The sequence below is a fragment of the Silanimonas sp. genome (assembly GCF_027530345.1).
Classification (GTDB): domain Bacteria; phylum Pseudomonadota; class Gammaproteobacteria; order Xanthomonadales; family Xanthomonadaceae; genus Silanimonas.
Window position 1 is genome coordinate 61,404 of the sequence record NZ_JAPZQK010000012.1, and the last position, 22,525, is coordinate 83,928.

14 protein-coding genes are annotated in these 22,525 nt (G+C 63.8%); 7 read left to right on the plus strand and 7 right to left on the minus strand.

The window, feature by feature from the left end; translation table 11 throughout:
• Both O9255_RS07155 and O9255_RS07160 read right to left on the minus strand, forming a co-directional pair.
• On the minus strand, positions 1-882 hold the full coding sequence (locus O9255_RS07155) for a PhzF family phenazine biosynthesis protein (RefSeq protein ID WP_345781364.1): 882 nt from the start codon (positions 880-882) through the stop codon (positions 1-3).
• Positions 879-1,751, minus strand: coding sequence for a PhzF family phenazine biosynthesis protein (locus O9255_RS07160; RefSeq protein WP_297866172.1), 873 nt, complete (start codon positions 1,749-1,751; stop codon positions 879-881). The genes O9255_RS07155 and O9255_RS07160 overlap by 4 nt, the downstream gene beginning before the upstream one ends.
• Before the next feature lie 184 nt (positions 1,752-1,935).
• On the opposite strand from O9255_RS07160, the gene O9255_RS07165 reads away from it, so the two are divergent.
• From O9255_RS07165 to O9255_RS07180, 4 genes are all read left to right on the plus strand, one after another.
• Positions 1,936-4,539: a bifunctional aspartate kinase/diaminopimelate decarboxylase gene (locus O9255_RS07165; protein WP_297866173.1), complete on the plus strand. Its 2,604-nt coding sequence runs from the start codon at positions 1,936-1,938 to the stop codon at positions 4,537-4,539.
• Positions 4,536-5,951 (plus strand): UDP-N-acetyl-alpha-D-muramoyl-L-alanyl-L-glutamate epimerase, encoded by a 1,416-nt coding sequence (gene murL, locus O9255_RS07170; RefSeq protein ID WP_297866174.1) that lies wholly within the window; start codon positions 4,536-4,538, stop codon positions 5,949-5,951. Before O9255_RS07165 ends, murL begins: the two co-directional genes overlap by 4 nt.
• Complete coding sequence (murD, locus tag O9255_RS07175; RefSeq protein WP_297866175.1) at positions 5,932-7,320, plus strand: UDP-N-acetylmuramoyl-L-alanine--D-glutamate ligase; 1,389 nt, start codon at positions 5,932-5,934, stop codon at positions 7,318-7,320. The genes murL and murD overlap by 20 nt, the downstream gene beginning before the upstream one ends.
• Before the next feature lie 96 nt (positions 7,321-7,416).
• Complete coding sequence (locus O9255_RS07180; protein WP_297866176.1) at positions 7,417-8,220, plus strand: dienelactone hydrolase family protein; 804 nt, start codon at positions 7,417-7,419, stop codon at positions 8,218-8,220.
• Positions 8,221-8,241: 21 nt separating this feature from the next.
• On the opposite strand, the gene O9255_RS07185 is transcribed toward O9255_RS07180, so the two are convergent.
• A complete protein-coding gene (locus O9255_RS07185; protein WP_345781366.1) occupies positions 8,242-9,171 on the minus strand; it encodes a polyprenyl synthetase family protein in 930 nt (309 codons plus the stop codon).
• A 219-nt stretch (positions 9,172-9,390) separates the two neighbouring features.
• Here O9255_RS07185 and ssb point away from each other — a divergent pair, with 219 nt between their 5' ends.
• The 3 genes from ssb to O9255_RS07200 all read left to right on the plus strand — a co-directional run bounded on the left by ssb (position 9,391) and on the right by O9255_RS07200 (position 15,003).
• The gene (ssb, locus tag O9255_RS07190; protein WP_297866178.1) at positions 9,391-9,963 is read left to right on the plus strand and encodes a single-stranded DNA-binding protein; all 573 of its coding nucleotides are present in this window, start codon (positions 9,391-9,393) and stop codon (positions 9,961-9,963) included.
• A 1,393-nt stretch (positions 9,964-11,356) separates the two neighbouring features.
• Positions 11,357-12,949: a tyrosine-type recombinase/integrase gene (locus O9255_RS07195; RefSeq protein WP_297866179.1), complete on the plus strand. Its 1,593-nt coding sequence runs from the start codon at positions 11,357-11,359 to the stop codon at positions 12,947-12,949.
• Positions 12,946-15,003, plus strand: coding sequence for a hypothetical protein (locus O9255_RS07200; protein ID WP_297866180.1), 2,058 nt, complete (start codon positions 12,946-12,948; stop codon positions 15,001-15,003). Before O9255_RS07195 ends, O9255_RS07200 begins: the two co-directional genes overlap by 4 nt.
• Positions 15,004-15,584: 581 nt before the next feature.
• Here the strand turns inward: O9255_RS07200 and O9255_RS07205 are convergent.
• Genes O9255_RS07205 through O9255_RS07220 form a run of 4 tightly spaced genes read right to left on the minus strand, consistent with a single transcriptional unit; the run spans position 15,585 to position 22,525 of the window.
• Positions 15,585-18,692 carry a type I restriction endonuclease subunit R gene (locus O9255_RS07205; protein WP_297866181.1) on the minus strand — a complete coding sequence of 1,036 codons (3,108 nt, stop codon included), beginning with the start codon at positions 18,690-18,692 and terminating at the stop codon, positions 15,585-15,587.
• Complete coding sequence (locus tag O9255_RS07210) at positions 18,689-19,636, minus strand: DUF4268 domain-containing protein (RefSeq protein ID WP_297866182.1); 948 nt, start codon at positions 19,634-19,636, stop codon at positions 18,689-18,691. Before O9255_RS07210 ends, O9255_RS07205 begins: the two co-directional genes overlap by 4 nt.
• Complete coding sequence (locus tag O9255_RS07215; RefSeq protein WP_297866183.1) at positions 19,633-20,934, minus strand: restriction endonuclease subunit S; 1,302 nt, start codon at positions 20,932-20,934, stop codon at positions 19,633-19,635. The genes O9255_RS07210 and O9255_RS07215 overlap by 4 nt, the downstream gene beginning before the upstream one ends.
• A complete protein-coding gene (locus tag O9255_RS07220) occupies positions 20,924-22,525 on the minus strand; it encodes a class I SAM-dependent DNA methyltransferase (protein ID WP_297866184.1) in 1,602 nt (533 codons plus the stop codon). Before O9255_RS07220 ends, O9255_RS07215 begins: the two co-directional genes overlap by 11 nt.

The window sequence follows — 22,525 nt, forward strand, 5'->3', positions numbered from 1 at the left end:
CTACCAGCGCAGCGTTCCGGCGACCACCGTCTGCGTGGCACCACCCACCCAGATGCGTCCGCCCTCGCGGACCAGCGACAAGCGCGCGTCGCGGCCCACTTCGCGGCCTTGGCTGACGACGTAGCGGTCGCCGAGCTCGCGGGCTTGCCCGGTGGCATGCAGGTAGCCGGCTAGCGCGGCGTTCGCCGCGCCCGAGGCCGGATCCTCGTAGTGGCCGTGGAAGGGCATCAGCGCGCGCACCACGAGGCCGTAGTCGGCGCCGTGGCAGCGCGCGAACACCGCGAGGCCCATCGCCTCGTGCGGAGCGGCCAATGCGGCGATGCCCTTGAAGTCCGGCGTCCAGCCGCGCACCGCGGCTTCGTCCACGAGCTCGGCGGCCCACCAGCGCCGGCCGCTGTCGATCAGCGCGGCGCCGGCCGTTGAGAGCCGCTCACCGAGCAGCGCCCGCAGGCCCGCATCCTCGCCGTCGCGGCGCGCCAGCACCTGCGTGGCCGGCGCCTGGACGAACAGGGCCTGCGTCGGCCCATCGCCTTCCACGCGCAGCGGCAAGAGGCCGGCACCGCATTCCTGCACCAGCAGGCGCGTGCCGTCGGCGGCCTCACGCGGCGTGGCGAGGCCTGCGGCCAGCACCGCATGCGCGGTGCCGACGCTGGGGTGGCCGGCGAAGGCCAATTCGCGGCGCGGGGTGAAGATGCGCACCCGGTAGCTGGCCTCAGGCGTCGTCGGCGGCAGCACGAAGGTGGTTTCGATCACGTTCGTCCACGCGGCGATGCGCTGCATGGCTTCGGTGTCGAGGCCCTCGGCGTCGAGGACGACCGCCAGTGGATTGCCGGCGCCGGCGTGCGGCGCGAACACGTCGAGGTGCATGAAGCGGCGCGTCACCACGTCAGCGTGCCCTCGATGACGGTCTGCGTCAGGCCGCCGATCCAAACCTCGCCGGCCGCGTCGACCTCGATCTCGACCACGCCATCGCGGCCCACTTCGCGGCCCTGCGAGCTGCGGAAGCGCGTTGCCGGCAGGGCGTTGTTCGAATGCAGCCAGGCCGCGATCGCGGCGTTGGCGCTGCCGGTGACCGGGTCTTCCGGAATGCCGTCGGCGGGAACGAAGGCGCGAACCACAAGGGCATAGCCCGGGCCCGCGCAGCGCGCGAACACCGCGACACCCACGCTGTCGTCCGCGCGATTGGCCGCTGCCATCGCCTCGAGGTCCGGCGCGAGGCCACGCACGGTCGTTTCGTCGGCCAGTTCGATGCACCACCAGCGCGGGCCGTTGTCGACGAGGGTGGGACGCACCGCGCCCAGCGGCGCGCCGAGGAGGCTGGCCAGCACGGCGCGGGCATCCGCTGCGCGTTCAACACCGTGAGGTGCGCGCACGTGGATCATGCGCGCCGCACCCTCGCCGCTGATGCGCAGCGGCAGCAGGCCGGCCGCGCATTCCTGCACCAGCGCGCCGAGGCCGTTCGTGGACCTCGGTGTCGCGATGCCGCGTTCGAGGACGGCATGTGCCGTGCCCACGCTGGGATGCCCGGCGAAGGGCAGTTCCTGCCGCGGCGTGAAGATGCGCAGGCGGTAGTCGGCACCCGTTTGGGTGGCTGGGAGCACGAAGGTGGTTTCGGAAAGGTTGAGCCACGCGGCGAGGGCCTGCATGGCGGCGGTGTCGAGATCGTCCGCGCCGAAGACCACGCCCAGGGGGTTGCCCTGGCCCGCGGCGGCGGCGAAGACATCGAGCTGCATGAAGTCGCGAGTCGTCATGCGCACAGTGTCCCTGCTGCCCGCGCATCGCCACAAGACGCGCAGCGGATCGACCACCGCCCCTCGGCGTCCGCGGCGGGGCCACGGTATCCTTGCGCTGCCGCCTCTCGAGGCGGCATTCCTTTTTCCCCAAACCCCAGAACCCACGGCCCTGTGAGGTGCCTACCCCGATGAGCGTCCCCCGATGAGCAGCCCTGTCCCCGCGTTCGCCAATGACTGGATCGTCCTGAAGTTCGGGGGCACCAGCGTGTCGAAAAAATCGCGCTGGGACACGATCGGGAAACTCATGCGCCGCCGCGCGGATGAGGACGGCGCGCGCGTGCTGGTGGTGGTTTCCGCCCTCTCGGGCGTGACGAATGCGCTGCAGGCCATGATCGATGGGCATCAGGACATGCCGGGCCTTCATGCCCAGGCCGAGGCCCTCGTCGAGCGTCATGCCGTTCTCGCGGCGGAACTCGGCATCGACGTCGAAGCCGTGCTCGGTGCCCGCTTCGCGGCGCTGCGCGCCTTGGCCGCTGACACGCGGGCCGCTTCGGCCGATCTGGCGTGGCAGGCCGAATTGCTGGCCCAAGGCGAGCTGCTCAGTTCGACGATCGGTGTGGCCTACCTGCGCACGCAGGGCATGGACGTCGAATGGTGGGACGCGCGTGATTCGATGCGCGCCATCGAGCAGCCGAACGCCAGCGCCTGGGCGCAGCGCCTCTCCGTGTCCTGCGATTTCATGGACCCGGTGGCTCGCGAGCGGCTGGTGGCGAAGCCCGAACGCTTCGCGATCACGCAGGGCTTCATTGCCCGCCACCGCGACGGCGGCACGGCGATCCTGGGCCGCGGCGGTTCCGACACGTCTGCCGCCTATTTCGGTGCCCTGCTGAAGGCGCGCCGCGTCGAGATCTGGACCGACGTGCCGGGCATGTTCAGCGCCAACCCGCGCCAGGTGCCCGACGCGCGTCTGCTGTCGCGCCTCGATTTCGCCGAAGCCCAGGAGATCGCCACGACGGGCGCGAAGGTGCTGCACCCGCGCTGCCTCACGCCCTGCCGCGAGGCCGGCGTGCCGATGTGGATCCGCGATACCGAGAACCCCGATCTCGCCGGCACGGTCATTGATTCCAAGGCGCAGACGGTCGCTGGCGTCAAAGCGATCAGCGCGCGGCGCGGCATCGTGCTGGTGTCGATGGAGACCATCGGCATGTGGCAGCAAGTGGGCTTCCTCGCGGAGGTCTTCGGCTGCTTCAAGACGCATGGGCTCTCGGTCGACCTGATCGGCTCGTCGGAGACCAACGTCACCGTCTCGCTCGACCCCAGCGACAACCTCGTCAGCACCAACGTGCTCGAGGCGCTGTGTCGTGACCTCGAGCGCATTTGTCGGGTCAAGGTGATCGCGCCGTGCTCGGCGATCACGCTGGTGGGCCGCGGCATGCGCTCGCGCCTGCACCGCCTCACCGAGGTGCTGGCCACCTTTGGCCGGGAGCGTGTGCACCTGATCTCGCAGAGCTCGAACGACCTCAACCTCACCTTCGTCGTCGATGAAGCGCTGGCCGAGGGCCTGCTGCCCACGCTGCATGGCCTGCTGATCAGCTCGAACGCCATGCCGGTCGACGAGACGGCGGTGTTCGGCCCGAGCTGGCGCGAGCTGGGTGCGCCGCGCACGCCGCGCGCCACCTGGTGGCAGGCCGACCGTGCCCGGTTGATCGCGCTCGCGGAGCGTGCCGCGCCCGTGTACGCCTACCACCTGCCCACCGTGCGCGAGCGCGCCCGGCAACTGAAGGCGCTGGTGGCGGTCGACCGCGCGCACTACGCGCTGAAGGCCAATCCGCACCCGGCGATCCTGCGCGCGCTGGATGCCGAAGGCCTGGGCTTCGAGTGCGTCTCGCTGGCCGAGGTGGAGCACGTGCTGGCGACGCTGCCCGGCCTCGATCCGAAGCGCGTGCTGTTCACGCCGAGCTTCGCGCCGCGCGTCGAGTTCGAGAAGGCGTTCGATCTCGGTGTGCATGTGACGCTCGACAACGCGGCACTTCTGGCCGATTGGCCGGACGTGTTCCGCGGCCGCGAGCTCACGCTGCGCGTCGATCCGGGCTTCGGTTCGGGCCACCACGACAAGGTCAAGACCGGCGGCAAGGAGGCGAAGTTCGGTCTGCCGCTCGACGACGCGACGGCCGCCGCCGCCGCCGCCAAGGCTCTCGGTGCGCGCGTCACTGGGCTGCATTCGCACATCGGCAGCGGCATCTTCGACGCCAACCACTGGCGCGAGGTCTACGCGCGGCTCGCCTCGGTGGCCGACGCCATCGGCACGGTGGAGCGCATCGACGTGGGTGGCGGCATCGGCATTCCCTACCAGCCCGAGAGCGAGCCGTTCGACATGGCGGCGTTCGGCGCGATGCTGGCGGAGATGAAGTCGGTGTATCCGCAATACGCGCTGTGGATCGAGCCGGGCCGCTTCCTTGTCGCCGAGGCCGGCGTGCTGCTGGCGCGCGTCACCTCCACGATGCACAAGCAGGGCATCCGTCGCGTCGGCCTCGATGCCGGCATGAACGCGCTGCTGCGCCCGGCGCTCTACAACGCTTGGCACGGCATCGTGAACCTCACGCGCCTCGACGACCCGCCCGGTGAGCCGGCGGAAGTCGTGGGACCCATCTGCGAAACCGGCGACGTGCTGGGCCGCCGCCGCCGGCTGCCCGATGCCACGGCCGAAGGCGACGTGGTGCTGCTGGCCGACGCCGGCGCCTACGGCATGGTGATGGCCAGCCGCTACAACCTGCGTGCGCTGCCCGCCGAGGAGATCCTGGAATGAGCTGGACCTTCGATCGCGCGGCCATCCGCGCCTTCCGCTTCACCTCGAAACGCTTCGACGCGGCCACCGGCGAGGTCGCGCTGGGCTACGCCTTCGTCAACCACGACGGCACGACGAGCCCCGAGCTGGTCGAGCGCATCACCGTCCCCGGCGCCCCGTTCACCGCGGTGCAGCCGGGTTCGCTGGATTTCGACGCAGCGAAAGCTGCGGCCATCGATGCCGCGCTCCGCCTGCTGCACCTCGTCGCCGGTGTGAGCTACTACAAGGCCGCCGCGCCGTCGGTGATCGAGTGCGCCGACGGCCCGCTGGATGAGGCCACGGCCGACTTCGTTGCCAGCGTCTACGAGAACGGCCTCGGCGAGTTCGCCTACCGCAACGGTCTCGACCTGCGCGGGCACCTCGCGTGGCCGCGGGGCGGTGCGGCACGGCCCGTCGCGGCAACGCTGGGCCTCGAAGCCCCCGGCGCTTTCGGTCGCCGCGCCCTCGTGGCCATCGGCGGCGGCAAGGACTCGCTGGTCTCGATCGAGGCCCTGCGAGCCCTCGGGGCCTCACCGACGGTGACGTGGATCGGCAGTTCGCCGCTGATCCGCGCCTGCGCCGAACGCACCGGCCTGCCCACGCTCAACATCACCCGCGCGCTGGCCCCCGAGCTGTTCGCCTTCAACCGCGAAGGCGCGTTGAACGGCCACATTCCGGTCACGGCGGTGAACTCCGCAATCCTCGTGTTCGCCGCGCTCCTCACCGGCCACGGCAGCGTGGTGTTTTCGAACGAGCACTCGGCGAGCTACGGCAGCCTGATCCCGGGCACCGGCGAGGTGAACCACCAATGGTCGAAGGGCTGGGCCTTCGAGCGTGATTTCGCCGCGCTCGTCCGCGCGCAGGTCGCGGCGGATTTCGACTACGTGTCGCTGTTGCGGCCGTTCTCGGAGCTGGCCGTGGCGCGGCAGTTCGCGCGCCTCGAGCACTACGACGCACATTTTTCCAGCTGCAACCGCAACTTCCACCTGCTCGGCGAGAAGCCCACGCAGCGCTGGTGCGGCGCCTGCCCGAAGTGCCATTTCGTCTTCCTCGCGCTGGCTCCCTTCATGCCCAAGCCGCGCCTGCTCGGCATCTTCGGCCGCAACCTGCTCGACGACGCATCGCTGACGGCCGAGTACGACGCGCTGCTGGAGATCGAAGGCCACAAGCCCTTCGAATGCGTGGGCGAGGGGCGCGAATCGCGCGCCGCGATGGCCGCGCTCGCCGCCAGCCCGGCCTGGCGCGAGGACGCCCTCGTCGCCCGCTTCGCCGCATCGCAGCAGCCGGCCCTCGATCCGGCTACCCTGCGCCTCGAACCGCTGCTCGGCCCCCAGGGCGAGCACGGGCTGGGGACGGCACGGATGGAGGCGCTGGGTGCGCATTTCGGAGCTTGACGGCAAGAAGGTCGCGATCTGGGGCTACGGCCGCGAAGGCCGCGCCGCGCTGGCGGCACTGCGCTGGCGTCTGCCGGGGCGGCCGCTGACGGTCTTCTGCAAGGACGACGAGGTCGCCGACCTCCAGGCGCAGGAAGACCCGACCCTCGTCATCCGCACCGAGGTCGATGCCGCCGCGCTCTCGGCCTTCGACGTGGTCATCAAGTCGCCCGGCATCAGCGCGTATTCGTCGCCGAAGATCGATGCCGAACTCAACGGCGCACACTTCACCAGCGGCACGGCGATCTGGTTCGCTGAGAACGCCGGTGCCCACACCGTCTGCGTCACTGGCACCAAGGGCAAGAGCACGGTCACCGCGCTGATCGCCTTCCTGCTGCGCGCGGCCGGGGAGCGCACCGCGCTGGCGGGGAACATTGGTCTTCCCCTCCTTGAATTGCTCGACGTGCAGCCGCCGCCGGACGCTTGGGCGATCGAGTTGTCGAGCTACCAGACCGGCGATGCCCTCCGCCCCGCCGTCGCCGTGGTGCTCAACCTGTTCCCCGAACACCTGGACTGGCACGGTTCCGAGGCGCGCTATTTCGCCGACAAGCTCAAGCTGGTCACCGAGGCGCAGCCCGGCGTCGCCCTGCTCAACGCGGCCGATGCCCGATTGCGCGAGGTCGGCACAGCGCTCGCTGCCCGTGGACAACGGGTGCAGTGGTTCAACGCTGACGACGGCTGGCATGTGCGTGATCGCTGGATCATGCGCGGTGGCCGGGCCGTGATCGACGTGAAGTTCCTTCCGCTGCCGGGCCGCCACAACTGGGTGAACCTCTGTGCGGCCATGGCCGCGGTTGAGGCGCTGGGCATCGACCCGGTGCCGCTCGCCGAGCGCGTTGCCGATTTCCAGCCGCTGCCGCACCGTCTTCAGCGCATCGCCGAGAAGGACGGGCTGCTCTACGTCAACGATTCGATCAGCACGACGCCGATGGCCTCGATCGCGGCCCTCGACTGGTACCCCGGCAAGAGCGCGGCCATCCTCGTCGGGGGCTATGACCGCGGCCTGGATTGGGGCGTGTTCGCGGAGCGCGTGGCCGCCGATGCGCCGGGCGCCATCATCACCATGGGACAGAACGGCCCAGCGATCTTCGAGCGCCTGAAGGCCATCGCCACCGCGACGAAGTTCGTACTGCGCGAATCGACCTCGATGGAGGAGGCGGTGCGCTACGCGCAGGAGGCGCTGGGGACCAAGGGCACGGTGCTGCTCTCGCCCGGCGCGCCGAGCTTCCCGCGCTACCGCGACTACGCCGAACGCGGCAAGCACTTCGCACAGGCCGCGGGCTTCGACGGCACCCAGATCAGCGCGATCCCCGGCCTCGGCGTGCGCTGAGGCCCGAACCCCGCGGCGCAAGCGGCGCGACGCTGCGGTCACGACGCGGGCCAGTCATCGGCCTACACTCGCGCGGTCTTCCCCTGGAGCCCCGCCATGCGCCTTGCCCCGCGTCTTGCCGCCCTTGCCGTCGCTACGGCCGCCGCTTTCGCATCGATCGCCTCCGCCGCGCCGACCACCAAGCCGGTGAGCTGGACCGTGGGCGAGACGACCTTCGACGGCGTGCTCGTCTACGACGATGCCAACGCCACGCCGCGCCCGGGCCTGCTGATGGTGCCCAACTGGTACGGCGTCACCGATGCGGCGGTCGAAAAAGCGAAGACCGTCGCCGGCGACGACTACGTGGTGCTGCTGGTCGACATGTACGGCCGCGGCGTGCGCCCTGCGAACCCGCAGGAGGCTGGCCAGGCCGCCGGCGCCGTGTACGCGGACCGCGCGCAGATGCGCGAACGCATCAACACCGCGCTGGCCACGCTGCGCGCCACCGAGGGCGCACCGCTGGCAACGGACGACATCGGCGCGATCGGCTTCTGCTTCGGCGGGGCGACGGTGATCGAGCTCGCGCGCAGCGGTGCGGAATTGGCCGGCGTGGCCAGCTTCCATGGCTCGCTCGGCACGAGCGCCCCGGCGACGGCCGGGGCGGTGAAGACGCCGCTGCTGGTCATGAACGGCGCCGACGACGCGTTCGTGAAGCCGGAGGAAATCGACGGCTTCGAAAAGGAGATGCGCGAGGCCGGAGCCGACTGGCAGTTCGTCAATTTCGGCGGTGCCGTGCACTGCTTCGCCGAGCCCGACGAAGACGGCAGCGTGATCCCGGGCTGCAAGTACCACGAGCCGAGCTACCGCCGCTCGATGGCGATGATGCGCGGTTTCTTCGACGAGCGTTTCGCCGCGGAGTAAGGCCTTGCGCTCCGGCGCGCCTCAGTGGGCGCGCTGGAGGGCGTACTGCGCCAGGCCGGCGAGGGCCGACTTCGCTTCGGAATCCGGCAGCGCGGCGAGAGCGTCGATCGCCGCATCGGCGTACTGCTGCGCGACGGCGCGGCTGTAGTCGAGGCTTCCGCAGTCTTCGATCGCTGCCAGCACTTCCGGGAATCCGTCGGCGTCGCCGTCGAGGACGATCTGCTTCAGTCGGGCCTGGATCTCGGGCGCGCTGTGCGCCATGGCGTGGATCAGCGGCAGCGTGGCCTTGCCTTCGGCGAGGTCGTCGCCGAGGTTCTTGCCCAGCGTCGCGGCGTCGCCGGCGTAGTCGAGCACGTCGTCGGCGATCTGGAAGGCGTAGCCCAGCGCCATGCCGTAGTCGAAGAGCGCCTTCTCGCCCGCGGCGCCGAGGCCGGCGAGGTGCCCGCCGAGCTGGGTGGCGGCGGCGAAGAGCACGGCCGTTTTGCGCTCGATGACGCGCAGGTAGGCGGCCTCGTCGGTGTCCGGGTTGCGCACGTGCAGCAGTTGCAGGACCTCGCCTTCAGCGATGCGGTTGGTGGTGTCGGCCAGCACTTTCTGGATCGTCATCGATTCCAGCTCGACCATCAGCTGGAAGGCGCGCGAGTAGAGGAAATCACCGACCAGCACGCTGGCGGCGTTGCCGAAGGCGGCATTGGCCGTGGCCCGGCCGCGGCGCAGGTCGGATTCATCGACCACGTCGTCGTGCAGCAGGGTGGCGGTGTGGATGAACTCGACCACCGCCGCGAGCTGGTGGTGGGCGTCGCCGCGGTAGCCGGCCGCACGGGCCGCCAGCACCGTGAGCATCGGGCGGAGGCGCTTGCCGCCGGCGCCGATGATGTATTCGGCCACCTGGTTGACCAGCACCACGTCGGAGGCGAGCCGCCGGCGAATCAGGGCGTCGACGGCGGCCATGTCGCTCGCGGCCAGGGCCTGGACGGCGGGGAAGGGCAGGGCGGGCGCGGGTGCGGGTGCGGGTGCGGAGTCGACGGCGGCGTGCATGCCTGAATTATAGGCCGCCGCCCCATCGTGAAGACGTGTTCCGACCCTCGGTCGAGGGGTCGGCCGACCCCGGGCGGGTGGGGGCTGTCATACTCTGTGGCCTGTTTCGACATTCAGCGGCCGGAGGACCCCATGGCGCGCGGTATCAACAAAGTCATTCTCGTTGGCAACCTCGGCAACGACCCGGAAGTGCGCTACAGCCAGAGCGGCTCGGCACTGACGACCATCAGCGTGGCCACGTCCGAGAGCTGGAAGGACAAGGACGGCAACATGCAGGAACGCACCGAGTGGCATCGGGTGAAGTTCTTCGGCCGTCTGGCGGAAATCGCCGGCGAGTACCTGAAGAAGGGCCGTCAGGTGTACATCGAGGGCCGCCTGCGCACCGAGAAGTACACGGACAAGGCCGGCGTCGAGAAGTACAGCACCGACATCATCGCCGATGAAATGCAGATGCTCGGCGGCAATCCGGGCATGGGCGGCGAAGGCGGCGGCGAGCGCGCCGAGCGTCCGGCCCGTTCGGCCGGCGGTGGCGGCTACGGTGGCGGTCGTGGCGCCGGCGGTTCGGGCGGCGGTGGCTATGGCAACCGTGGCGGCGGCGGCAGCGGCGGAGGCTCGGGTGGCGGCGGCTACGGCAACCGCGGTGGCGGCAGCGCGCCGCCGGCCCATAGCAACGACCCGTTCCCGGACGACGACATCCCCTTCTAAAAAGAAGTGGCTACTCTTTTGTAAAGTTTTTGAAGTTTTGCCCCTTTTTCAATAACTTACCGCTCGAAGGGTGAGCGAGAGGCGCCAGTGGCGTAACGAATTTCCCGCAGTTGATTTGGTGTCAAATCTTCTGCGGGAAATCAGCGAGCACGACCTTGGTGCAAAAGGCGCCCAACGGAAGATCGATACGAATCGCACTCCTGGCCTCCGGGGAGCGCTTCCCACTTCTTGTTAACGGGTCATTTGGGTTGCCTGACCCGTTTGCGACGGAGTTCGTTCTCACTTCACTTCGAACAGAAAAGCGAGCTGTCAGCACTATCTGCGCCTACTTGGCGGCCATCGGTGCTGGGCTGGATTATCTGGATGGGAAGGGCATCTGCCTCGAAGAGAGGCTTGCGAACAGTTCGTACTTGACGACGCAAGAACTAACGGCGTTCGCGTCCGTCTGTAGTCAAGGGCTGGCCAAGTCGGGCAGTTTGTCTAAGCAAGCCCCAAGAAGGTACTGGTACTTCTTGGCCTTTGTTCAGTGGCGTTCGAGGTCCTTCCTTAGCCGTTCGTCGAGCGACGTAGCGCTGGCGCGAGCAGAACAAGCGCTCAAACAATTCGAGCGACGTGCCAATGCTGTTGCCCCTCCTGAGGATCGATCCCTTCCGAGTCCGGATGCACGCGGTGGTCTCACTAGCGAACAGCGCGAGTTGTTCCTCGCCGTCATCAGCCCTGACGATGATCGGAATCCATGGGAAAGTCTTGCGCTTAGGTATCGCAACTTTGCGATGCTTTCCTTGGCTTATGAGTTGGGGCCACGTGCAGGTGATGTTCTGTCACTGAAGGTTCGTGACTTGAATCTGCGGCAGAGGCCTGGGACCGTTACTTTCCATCGCCGCCACGACGATCCTGAGGACACTCGTACCTATCAGCCCGTGCTTAAGACTAAGCCACGGGTGCTGATGATCAGTGACTCCCTGGCAAAGACACTCGAGACTTGGATCGACACGCATCGATCAAATCGAAGTGTGTTTCCTGATGCCCGAAAACATCCATTCCTTTTCGTGAATTCCAGTGGCGCTCCCTTGGGACAGCGCGGGTATCAGCTGATATACCAAGTTTTGCGTCAAGAGATCTCGGGGCTCGGCCGACTGACCTCGCATGTTCTGCGATACGACTGGAATGAGCGATGGGTCGAGCTAGGTGCTGATGAGAGTTCCAGCTCTGAAAGCATAAAGCGAGAGCAATGCTATGCGATGGGATGGTCGGAGCGATCCGAAATGCCCGCAAAGTATGCGCGAAAAGCAATCGCTGCCGCCGCAAATAAGAGGATCGCACGTATGCATGCGAATGCGGAGCGGCGCGCAGCGACGCGAAGCGGAGAATCCCCGGCGCGGAGTTCTAAGGAGTGAGTAAAAATCGTCGGAAAAAAGCAGCGCGGCCACTGGAGGAGGACTACCCAATCCCTGAGGTCATCGTGACGCGGGAGGGGCTTTCTTTGCGCACAAACGACACGGTTTGGATAGCAGGAGTGGATACGTCGATCAACTGGAAGCTCTTATCGTCACTTCCGGATGAACTCTTTCTATCAATCCGTGCCTACATCTGTCGCGTTCTCGTAAAGGACAGTGCCGGTACTGCTCAGAAATGCTTTGGGGACTTGACTCGTCTTCGCTTGATTGGGTCTAGCGAAAAACTGGCTGCGGAGATTTCCAGCGGTATCGGAATGAGACTTTTCCACGCTTTCCGATCCGCTCTTGAGGAGGCTCCGGAGATCGGAAGGAGCTCGATGCTGGATTCACTCTCCGTCTTCCGACGGTGGTACATCTGGTGCGCAGACTGCGAGTTTCCCGGTTTTGATGGGGAGTCAGCACTCGAGCTCTCGGACCTGCGTATCGGTGGCAGTCCTCAAGGAATCGCAGTCCTACGGAGAGATCCTGATTCTGGTCCGCTGAGCTTCGCAGAGGATGCCTGCCTGGAATCCGAGATATCGCGGGCGTGCGAAGGGCTTCCCAATCTTCCTGTGAAGGATTTGCAGCGTCTTGCGGCACTGATGCTCAGCAAAGCCTTTGGGCTCTACGCTAGACACCTGCAGCTGATTAATGAGCACGACTACTCGGTTGAGCAACTTAGTGATGGAAGCGAAATACACTGGCTGAATGTTCCTCGAGTCAAAAAGCGCGGGCGTGGCGAGGCGGTTGGCTTTCGGAGACGAAGACTTCCCGCCCGATTGGCACTTGTCGTTTCCTTTTTGGTAAAGCGAAACGCAGAGAATGAGATCCGATCGAAAGAGGTGGGCAAAGCTTCGAAGGATCGCCCGCTGTTTGTCCGAGACGTGGGGCGCAAGGAACTGTTCGGCACAAAATTGCACTCCGATGCGTTTCGCTGGAAGAGATCGAGGCTAGCGATGGCTGTCAGTGATTTCTGCTATGAGCGTGGAATGAGTTTCCACGTGACACCACGGCGGCTTCGCTACAGCTTCGCGACGCGTCTAGTGGAAGAAGGATGTAGTCCCCTTGAGCTCGCCGATGCGCTAGATCACACGGATCTTCAGCACGTTATGGTCTATTTCAACTCGCGAGGCCAAGTCGTTAGGCAGCTTGATGAAGCAGTGGCGCTGCGCTTGGCGCCGTTGGCCTCTGCGTTTCTTGGTCGTCTCATTCCCGATAAGTCATCTGCCACTCGGCCTGATGATCCGGCAAGTTCAATTCGATTTGGTGCGGCCGACCAAGAGCAGCCTGAAATTGGAAGCTGCGGACAAGTTTCATCTTGTGGGAAGAACGCTCCGTTAGCGTGCTATACCTGCGCGCGATTTGAGCCTTGGAAGAATGCGCCGCACGAAGAAGTTCTTGGCGTCCTCTTGCAGGAGAGGCGCCGTCGCCACGCTGCCGGCATGGACGAGAAGATTGTTCAAATTCACGACGCCACGATCGTTGCTGTAGCGGAGGTGGTTCGACGTTGCAATGACGCGGTGATGATGGATATCGACAGCCGAGAATGACGACAGATTTTACGAGCAGGCCTCAGCGAAGGGCCGAAAAGGCTTTCGTTTCCTTTTGCGCACTGATGCGGTCTCGCAGTCCCTACCGCGCAAGTGATTGGGACAAGTCCGTTTGGGTGGTGGGGAAGGGTCGCAGAGCCAGTGCACGATCTCTGGAGCGAATTCATTTCACTCGCCATGCATTTGCTTCCGCCGCAGAACTACGTACTGGAGAGGCCTTCGATGAGCCGTTTGCTTCGTTCGTGAAGGCGGCAATTGTTTGGCGTGCAGTTAATGCAAGCAAGACTCCGACGGCGATTTCCCAGATGGTCCTTGTTCGTGCCTTTCGCTACCTTTACGAAGTTCTGGTATCCGATCGCGGGATTGAGGGTGCTTTTTCTTCGACGGTTGTACTAAAGGCTCGGCATTTCAACTCGGCCGCAGCCGACGCGTGCAAACGGGAATCTCCTCATTCGGCTTACCGTATTGCCAGCCATCTCAAGTCCATTGCGGATCTTGTTGATCGTTTCGCAATGACGCACGTTCCGCTTAGGTGGAGTCATGGCGTCGACAGGCCGGAAAATGCCGGAGGGATGAAGCAGGATCGGGTCGGAAGCGATTTTCATCGGCGGCGAAACAAGCTTCTGCCGACTGACGAGATTCTGTATGCAATCTCGGATATCTCGAATCGAGGGGATCTTGATCCCGCGGATAAGATCAGGCAGCGAGGAGTCGATGTTCTTTTCTGTTGCGGATTTAGAATCAATGAAATGCTCACACTGGAGCGCGACGCGTTAGTCGAAGAACCTGTTCTGGATGATCTCGGTCAACTTGCAACGGACGCAAACGGCAGCCCGCTTCCTCCTTATCTCGGAATTCGATTTTCCCCTGAAAAGGAAGGCGAGAGCGTTACAGGGGTTAAGTGGATTCCATCTGATCTTGCACCGGTAGCGAGGAGGGCATTCTCGGATGTCCTTGAGATGACCGATGAGTATGCGCGGGATGCCGAATTCGCTCATCTCAATCCAGGGCGAGTTCGCCTTGGCGAGCCGTGGGATAGTCTCGATGCGACGGCTCTGCTTTCGTCAAAGGACTGCGCAGCTCTCCTTGGGCTGAAGAAGCAATATGCGACTACGTGGTTGAAAGACAATGGGGTTCCTCGCGTAACCATTGACGGGTCAAGGCTCTATGCAAAAGGTGATGTGGAAGAGGCATTGCGCCGCCGGATGGTTAAATCGGAGGTGTCTGTTGGCGGCTCCAAAGTACCCTTGCACAAGATGCTATTTGTAGTGCCAGTCAACTTCTTCCACTCTGATAAGGCGTCGCTTAAGGGGACGGTAACCCTGGTCACCGACCAGAACATCAGTGACTATTTGGTTGGACGAGGGGTTGATCGGGATGGCAGAACGAAGTCGATATTTGAGCGGCTAGGTGTCGTGCTGGCGAATGGAAAAACGCCTCAGATTCGGTCGCATCAATTCAGGCACTTTCTCGATACAGCAGCCGCCCCTGGAGGGCTACCTGAGCTTGTTCGTGCACGCTGGATGGGCAGGAAAGACATCTCCCAAAACAGCGCTTATGACCATGAGTCAGGGATTTCTCTCGCGAACAAGATACGTATTCGGCTGATTGAGGGAGGGGTCATCGGCCCGATTTCAGAGATAACAGACAGCGTCTCCGACCCCGTAGCTAGACAAGTGGTTGCCGGAGACTTGCTCCGCGCGGTGCATAAGACGATGCTTGGCAGATGCTTTCATGATTGGTCGTCATCGCCCTGCCCCGAACACGAAGCGTGCTGGAGTTGTGATGAGCACTTCATCGTCAAGGGCGATGTCAAGGGGGCTGCTGAAGCAGAGCGTCAGTTTGAAGAGGCGGTGCAGGCCATAGCGATTGCCGAAGCAGCGAAGGCCGATGGTGCTTATGGGGCGAACAATTGGCTGTCGTCACATGTCCGAAAGCGCGACCGATTGCTAAAGATTCTTGATGTGCACCGAGATCCAAGCATTGCGGATGGATCAATTGTCCACCTGGGACGCAGTGGATCCACAGCCCAATCATCGGACTCTTCGGTTTAGGTTTCGGGATGGACAGACCAAAGAAGCGTCAACGCCTTTCAGCAGAGGGTATAACGCGAATTGTTCGAGCTGTGGAAGCAGCTGACCCGCTAATGGTGCTGACTTGGCAGAGCATCCAAGTGCTAGCGAGTGAGCACGTCGGCTCGGGCTATGTCTGGACTCGGCAGGCCCTCGAGCGGCATCCCCAGATCAAGTCTGCCTACACCGCTCACGAGACAAGAAGGAAAAAGCTCGCTAAATCAGGAGCCCGCGCTGGGAGGAGACTTTCCGAGCCTCAGAAAATCTCCCGACTCGAGGAGGAGAACGAATCTCTCCGCAGGCAATTGAGTCGTTACGATGAGCTTTTTGCAACCTATATAGGTAACGCTGTGTCTAACGGCCTGACCGTGGAGCAGCTGTCTAAGCCTCTGGAGCGTCCTTCTAGAGGCATGGGCAACTCGGACAAGACGTAGCGCTCCATGTAAAGCTGATTTTAGGATGTGCAAATACTCTGGGCTCGAGTTGCTCAAATCCGCGCCCTCTGCTCGCCAGCTCAGGAATATGGGGCACTTTTCAGCTAACTCGTTAGCATGCCGATTCGTCTAGGCTGACCAGTTATCTGCCAGCAACTCAGCTTGGGCGATGACTTTTTCAGTCGCGTCTGGCTGCGCATCAGGTGGGTACCTGTAGATCACCAGTAGAACCTTGACGGCGGCGATCATCTTTGCGCGTGACGAGGCGCGGTTCTGCCAATTGATGGTGGCTGAGCGGCGCAGCTTCTCTGTGAGTTCATGCGCCAGCTTCTGGAGCGTCGGGTGCCCCATCTCCCTGACCGCTGACTCGTTCTCACAGAGCGCCTGATAGAAGGCGTACTCCTCTTCGGTCATTCCGTCCGGCGGCTTGGCCGCGTTGATTTCCTTGGCCAGCTTGATCAGCTCTTCAATCACCTCGGCCGTCGTCAACGCCCGATTCTGGTAGCGGGTGATCGCGTCCTCGAGCTTCTCGGTGAACTCCTTGGCCTGCACCTTGTTCTTCGCACCGCGGGCCTTCACCTGATCGGCGATGAGCCTTTCGAGCAGTTCGGCGGCTAGGTTCTTGGTCGGCATCTGCTGGATCTGCGCGAGGAAGTTCTCGTCGAGCAGGGAGATGTCCGGTTTGCCAAGGCCGAGGGTGCCGAACACGTCCTTCACGCCCTCGACCAGAACGCCTTTGGCCACCAACTGGCGAAGGGCCGCCTCCTTCTCGAGGCGAGTTCTGATTTCCGCGGAGCGGGTCAGCTTGATCAGACAGACCCGAACGGCCTGGAAAAAGGCGATCTCTTCGCGGACGGCCATGGCCGCCTCTCGGGTCCCGGCCAAGCTCTGGGCTTTGGTGAGCTTTAGTACCTGATCGAGGTAGGCGCGAACGCCACGGTTACGCCCCTTCTCGTCGGGCTCGGGGTCGACGGCGAGTACGTGCTCCATGGCCGGCCCCAAGAGGGCGAGCGCCTTCTTCGGATCAGCGAAGCCCTGATAATCGAAGCCGTGGAAAAACTCCTTGCGGATCACGTCCAACGTGTCGAGGAGAATGCGCAGCGCTTCACCGGAGGTGTCGACGGGTTCCCGCTCGGCACCGGCGTCGCGGGTGTACTGGCGGATCGCCTTCTTCAACTCCTCGCCGATACCAATGTAGTCGACGATCAGTCCGCCGGACTTGTCCTTCCAAATGCGGTTCGTGCGGGCGATGGCCTGCATGAGGCCGTGGCCCTGCATGGGCTTGTCGACGTAGAGCGTGTGCACTGGCGGGGCGTCAAACCCCGTCAGCCACATGTCGCGAACGATCACGAGGTCGAGCGGGTCGTCCGGGTCCTTGAAGCGCTTCTCCAGTGTCTTGGCGCCGGCCTTGTCGGTACGGTGCGGCTGGAAGTGAGCGGGATCGGACGAACTCGAGGTCATCACGATCTTGATCCGGCCCTTGGCAATGTCGGTATCACCCCATTCGGGGCGCAGCTTCACGATGGCGTCGTACAGGCGGACCGCCGCTTCGCGGGAGACGGCGACAATCATCGCCTTGCCGTCCATCTGCTCCTTGCGGGCTTCCCAATGGGCGACCAAATCAGCGGCGAGGATTTCCAACCGGCCGTCGGCCATGGCGAGTCCTTCGAGGCGGGTGAGCCGGCTGGCGGTCATCGCCTGCTCGTCCTCATCCTCGTCTTCGGTCGCCTCGAGGAACTCGTCTAGAAGGGCCTGCTTCTCGGCCTCATTGAAGCGCAACTCGATGATCCGGCTCTCGTAGGACACCGGCACGACAGCCTCATCCTCCTGCGCCGCGATCATGTCGTAAACGTCGACGTAGGTGCCGAAGACCGCCTCGGTATCGCGGTCGTCCAGACTCACCGGGGTGCCGGTCATGCCGAGGTAGACGGCGTTCGGCAGGGCATCGCGCATGTACTTGGCCAGGCCGTACTTCGTCTGGCCCGTCTGGGTATCCAAGTCGGCGCGGAAGCCGTACTGCGTGCGGTGGGCCTCGTCGGCGATCACCACGACATTGGATCGCTCGCACAGCACCGGGACGCTGGTCTTTCCCGCCTCCGGGGCGAACTTGTTGATCGTCGTGAAGAACACCCCCCCGGCGACGACGCTCGCGAGCTTCTGGCGGAGGTCATCCCGACTGTCGGCCTGCAAAGGCGAGGCCCGGAGTGACCAACTGGCGTCAGCGAAGGTCTCGAACAGTTGCCCGTCGAGGTCCTTACGGTCGGTCACCAGCACGATGGTCGGATTGGCGAAGGCGGGGTGGTCCCGCAAGGCCATCACATAGAACAGCGCCAGCAGGGACTTGCCCGAGCCCTGGGTGAACCAGATGACGCCGCCCTTGCCGTCCTTGCGCTGAGTAAGGGCCTCGACGGCGCGCTCCAGCGCCTTGCGGACGCCGTGGTACTGGTGCCACTGGGCGATGATCTTGAAGCTCGCCCCGCCGTTCGCGCCGCCATAGGCGACGAAGCCGCGGAAGAAGTCGAACAGGGTGACCGGATTCAGGAGGCCACGAACGAGGGTTTCCAGCTCCAAAGCGCCCTTGCCGGCCTTCTTCCCGTCTAGCAACCGCCACCGCGAGTGCCGCGACAGGTCGGCCGATACCGAGCCGTACCGGGCCACGGTGCCGTCGGAGATCACGTTGAGCAGGTTGAAGGCGAACAACTGGGGGATGTCGGCCTTGTAGGTCTGGATCTGGTGGTAGGCCTTTTCGACGTCCGCGTTGAGATCGGCCGGGTTCTTGAGCTCGATAACGACCAGGGGCAGACCGTTGACGAAGAGGACGATGTCCGGTCGCCGGACCTTCTGGCCATGGACGGTGAACTGCTGGACGGCGAGCAAGTCGTTAGGACCCGTCGTGTCGAGGACAGGCACACGGATGGCGGCGCGACTCCCGTCCGGGCGGACCTGCTCGAACGGCACCCCGTTCCGGAGCCAGTCGTACATATGACGGTTGCCGTCGACCAAGGACTGGGAAGCGAATCGGGCGACGGTGTCGACCACCGCTTCGACCTCAGACGGACTCAGGGCCGGGTTGAGGCGGGCAACGGCCGGGGACAACCGCGTACGGAGCACGACGTCTGAGAACGCTGCGCGGGCTGGCTCCCCTCCGCCAGGCGAGACAACGTCACCCTGAAGTGGTGTCCAGCCCAGCGAGGCAAGCCATTCGAGGGTGACAATCTCGAGATGGTTCTCGTTCACGGCAGCCCCTTGATCACAGGGCGAAAGGCCGCGTCAAACTTCACGATGTGCGTGATCATCCAATCGATGTAGTCCGACCAGCGGGATTCGTCCTCAAGCGGGCAGTCGGCGCGATAGCGAACAATGCGGCAGGCCAGTGCATCGGGCAGCTCCTGCCACTCCAGAGCAAAGCCCAGCTGGGATTCGATCTCGGCTCGCTTAGTTTCGAGCTGCCGAAAGTGATGCTTCGCGGCGTCGCCCATCAGGTACACCTCGACCCCGAGGCGGCTCTCCCGCTGACTGGCGGTGCCGCTCAGTAGGAAGCCGGAGCGTCCAAGGCTGATCTGCTGCCAGTGCTGAGGGCGGGGCTTCTGGGGGCTGATGTTGGGAGCCCTCTGGGCCATCGCATCAACAAGGGCCGTCCAGAACTTCAGCTGCAGCTGCTTGGTCGGCGTGGCGGACGAGGCGGCACGTGCTTGCTCGCGGCCCGCCCGAGCCCATTGGTTCGGACGAACGACCACTTCAAACTTCGGCGCCAGCGGCGAGTCCCCAATCCGCCACAGCTCGACCTCGACGGCGAAGAAGCTCAGGTCCTCCGTCGTGTTCTGATTGAGGAACTCCAGTGCGGCGACGTGCTCAGGCCGGAACGACTCCGCGACCCAGACCACCTTCTTTGCACCGATGCCCGCAGCGTAGGTGATGATCTGGCCGAGATGGGAGTGGTTCGTCTTCTCCAGCTGGTTCTCAATGATTACCTGATCGGTGCCATCGGTGCAGAGGATGTCGAGTTTGAAGTCGCCGACCCAGTGTTCGGTAGCGACCAACTCAAGGTCGCCAATGCCCAGTGCGTCCGAGAGGGTGTTGAGGTTTGGCGTCTCGGCCAGCCAGGGCGTGAAGTCGCTGGCTTCATGCCTCCAAGCTTCGCGAAGAGGTACGCGGACCAAATGACTGAGCCTAGGCTTCATGCCAACGAATCCTCGACCTTGGTCTTGGCCTCCGAAATCCGGAATTGCCCAGATGTGAGACAGGTGAGAAGCGCATCGCGAACCTTAGCCAGATTCTGCGCTTGTAAGGAGTTCACGATCATTCTCTCGAAAACCGAATCGAAAAAAGGCGATAGCTTCTCCAGACACTTCGACGGCGGCACGGCAACCTGTGCTTCTGTGAGGTGTCTCCGCTGGATGTGGCCCATGGTCGTAGCCTTGTCAGCCGCAATCTCCCGAAACTTCGGCAAATGCAGCTTGGTTGCAAAGAAGTAAAACCACTTCGGGACTTCGCTCGATGTGACTTTGAACAGGTGTTGATTCAGTGCGCCACGGCCACCGCACCAGACTTCTACTTCGAGCGATCCAGACCAGGAAAAGAGGACATCGCCGTCTTCAACAACGTATTCGGCCTTTAGCAATGCGCTGGCCCGATCCGCTGCGTTTGTGTGTCCCGCCCGAAGCTGAGCAATCTTGATAATTGGGAGATACTCCGAATCACTTTCGGGCGGGAACTTCTGAAGAGCAAGGCCATTCAAGAACTGCGCGATACTGTCGAGCGGACGGCAACTCCATCCCTTCGGAATCAGTCCAAGCTCTGAGTCCTCAAACTCCCTCGGGAAAAGCGCTGCCGTCACCGCATCCATACCCTCCGGCTCGCGGCCTTCGAACTTGGTGCGTACAGGCTCAAAGTCGACAAACCAAGACCTGAACAGCGCTTTCGCGATGGCTTCGAGAGTGGCGCTTGTTTGGCGCAGGAGCTCGATGCGTGTCTCCAGCGCTTCCAAAAGCTCTATCAGCGATAGCAATTCCTGGTCCGGCGAGGGTAGCTCGAAGGCGAGGAAGTCCTCTCGTGCGAGGCCAAGGTTCGTCGTGCCAGTCGCGTGCGCTCGGCAGTAAGCCCTGAACTCGGGCGAGCGAAGGGCCCAGTAGACAAGACCTCGCGGATAGCTTGGGTCAATGAAGTCGAGCTTGACCGTATCCTGAGTCAATCGACCTAGAGGAATAGACTCAGGAACACGCGCAACTGCCCCGAGTAGGTCGGCAGACTGTGTCACGTCCTTGAGTGACACATAGATTTCGCCGGGGCGAAGGAGGAGCTTCTCTTTCGACTCGCCACCATAAGTCTTCAGCGAGTCGGCACGGAATCCGCCGTTTCTCTGGATGCTTCCCAGCCCTAGCAGAACCGGTCCCGGCTGCCCGAGTTGGGCACTCTTGTAGGTCGTGCCCCGTACGAGACTGACGATATCGCCAAGCGTTCGAGCAGCACTAGACGCCATAGCCCAGCGCCCCCAGCTTCTCCCGGATCACTTCATCCAGTTCAGAGCCCTTCGCCATCTGCTCGGCCAGCTGTGCGGTCAAACGCTCCATTTTTTCGCCGAAGATTTCGTCGTCGTTTTCTGCAGCAATCGCGCCAACATAGCGACCAGGCGTCAGCACGAAGCCGTGCTTCTCCACATCAGCAAGCGATGCCGAATAGGACCGACCGGGCTCGTCCGCATATTCGATCCCATCGCTGAACTCGGTGCCGCGCCAACGATGGTAAAGCTGACTGATCGTTTCAGTTTCTTCATCAGTGAATTCGATCTGAGTGCGCGAGATGCGCTGTGCCCCCAACTTCCGGGCGTCGATGAATAGGACCTGCTTACGCCGATCGCTCCGACCATTGATGCCGGGCGACTTGTCCTTCGACAGAAACCACAGGCAAACCGGAATCTGGGTGTTGGAGAAGAGCTGGCCGGGAAGCGCAACCATGCACTCCACTACGTCGCCCATGACCATAGCGCGGCGGATATCGCCTTCGCCGGACTGCTGCGAGCTCATGGAGCCGTTCGCAAGGACGATGCCGGCACGGCCGCGGGTCGAGAGCCTGGCTAACATGTGTTGCAGCCAGGCGAAGTTGGCGTTGCCCTTGGGAGGGATGCCATAGACCCAGCGCGGATCGTCCGTCAGTCGCTCGCCGCCCCAGTCGCTGATATTGAAAGGCGGATTGGCCAGGACGTAGTCGGCGCGCAGCGTCTTGTGCTGGTCATTGCCGAAGGTGTCGCCGTAGCTCTCACCCAGATTGCCATCGAGTCCATGCACGGCGAGGTTCATCAGGCACAGTCGCCGAGTGGCCGCCATCAGCTCTTGGCCGCAGATGGCGAGATCGCCACGGCGGCCGAGCTTGGCTTGGTGCGCATCCTTGAACTTGGACGACTGCACGAACATGCCGCCAGAGCCGCAGGCAGGGTCGTAAATCGTCCCCTTGAAGGGGGCAAGGATCGCAACGAGCAGGTTGACGACGTTCTTGGGCGTGTAGAACTCGCCGGCCCTTGCGCCTTCCTTGAGAGCGAACTTGCCGAGGAAGTACTCGTAGACCTCACCGAAGACGTCGCGGCTGCCGTGATCTTCCGGGCGGAACTGGACGCGGGCAATCAGGCCCATCAGTTCGCCGAGCTTGCCGGGCTCGAGCTCAAGACGTCCGAACTCACGGTAGAGCACGCCCTTCAGGCGCGGGTTTTCCGCCTCGATGTCTCCCATGGCACGGTCGAGGCGCTGAGCGAGGTCTGGGGCCGAGGCTTGGTTGAGCAGGACGGAAAACCGCGCCGTCGCCGGGACCCAGAACACATTGTCCGCGTCGTAGAAGGTCTTGTCGGCGGCGAAGGCCTCCGCAGCTGCGCCGCGGGCGGATTCGTCGGCGATGTACAGGTCGGACGCCGGATCCGCGCAGCGCGCACGGATGACGTCGGCCTGCGCATCGAACAAGTCAGAAATGTACTTGAGGAAGACCAGCCCGAGGACCGGATACTTGTACTGGGCGGCCGAGACGGAGCCACGGAGCTTGTCCGCAGCGTCCCAAAGGGTGGATTTGAAATCGTCGTTGGTCAT

Coding starts and splice junctions, on each gene's coding strand:
- O9255_RS07185 (WP_345781366.1), bottom strand. CDS start 9,171: ATGGCCGCCGTCGACGCCCTGATTCGCCGGCGGCTCGCCTCCGACGTG.
- ssb (WP_297866178.1), top strand. CDS start 9,391: ATGGCGCGCGGTATCAACAAAGTCATTCTCGTTGGCAACCTCGGCAAC.
- O9255_RS07210 (WP_297866182.1), bottom strand. CDS start 19,636: ATGAAGCCTAGGCTCAGTCATTTGGTCCGCGTACCTCTTCGCGAAGCT.
- O9255_RS07200 (WP_297866180.1), top strand. CDS start 12,946: ATGACGACAGATTTTACGAGCAGGCCTCAGCGAAGGGCCGAAAAGGCT.
- O9255_RS07220 (WP_297866184.1), bottom strand. CDS start 22,525: ATGACCAACGACGATTTCAAATCCACCCTTTGGGACGCTGCGGACAAG.
- O9255_RS07160 (WP_297866172.1), bottom strand. CDS start 1,751: ATGACGACTCGCGACTTCATGCAGCTCGATGTCTTCGCCGCCGCCGCG.
- murL (WP_297866174.1), top strand. CDS start 4,536: ATGAGCTGGACCTTCGATCGCGCGGCCATCCGCGCCTTCCGCTTCACC.
- O9255_RS07180 (WP_297866176.1), top strand. CDS start 7,417: ATGCGCCTTGCCCCGCGTCTTGCCGCCCTTGCCGTCGCTACGGCCGCC.
- O9255_RS07215 (WP_297866183.1), bottom strand. CDS start 20,934: ATGGCGTCTAGTGCTGCTCGAACGCTTGGCGATATCGTCAGTCTCGTA.
- O9255_RS07165 (WP_297866173.1), top strand. CDS start 1,936: ATGAGCAGCCCTGTCCCCGCGTTCGCCAATGACTGGATCGTCCTGAAG.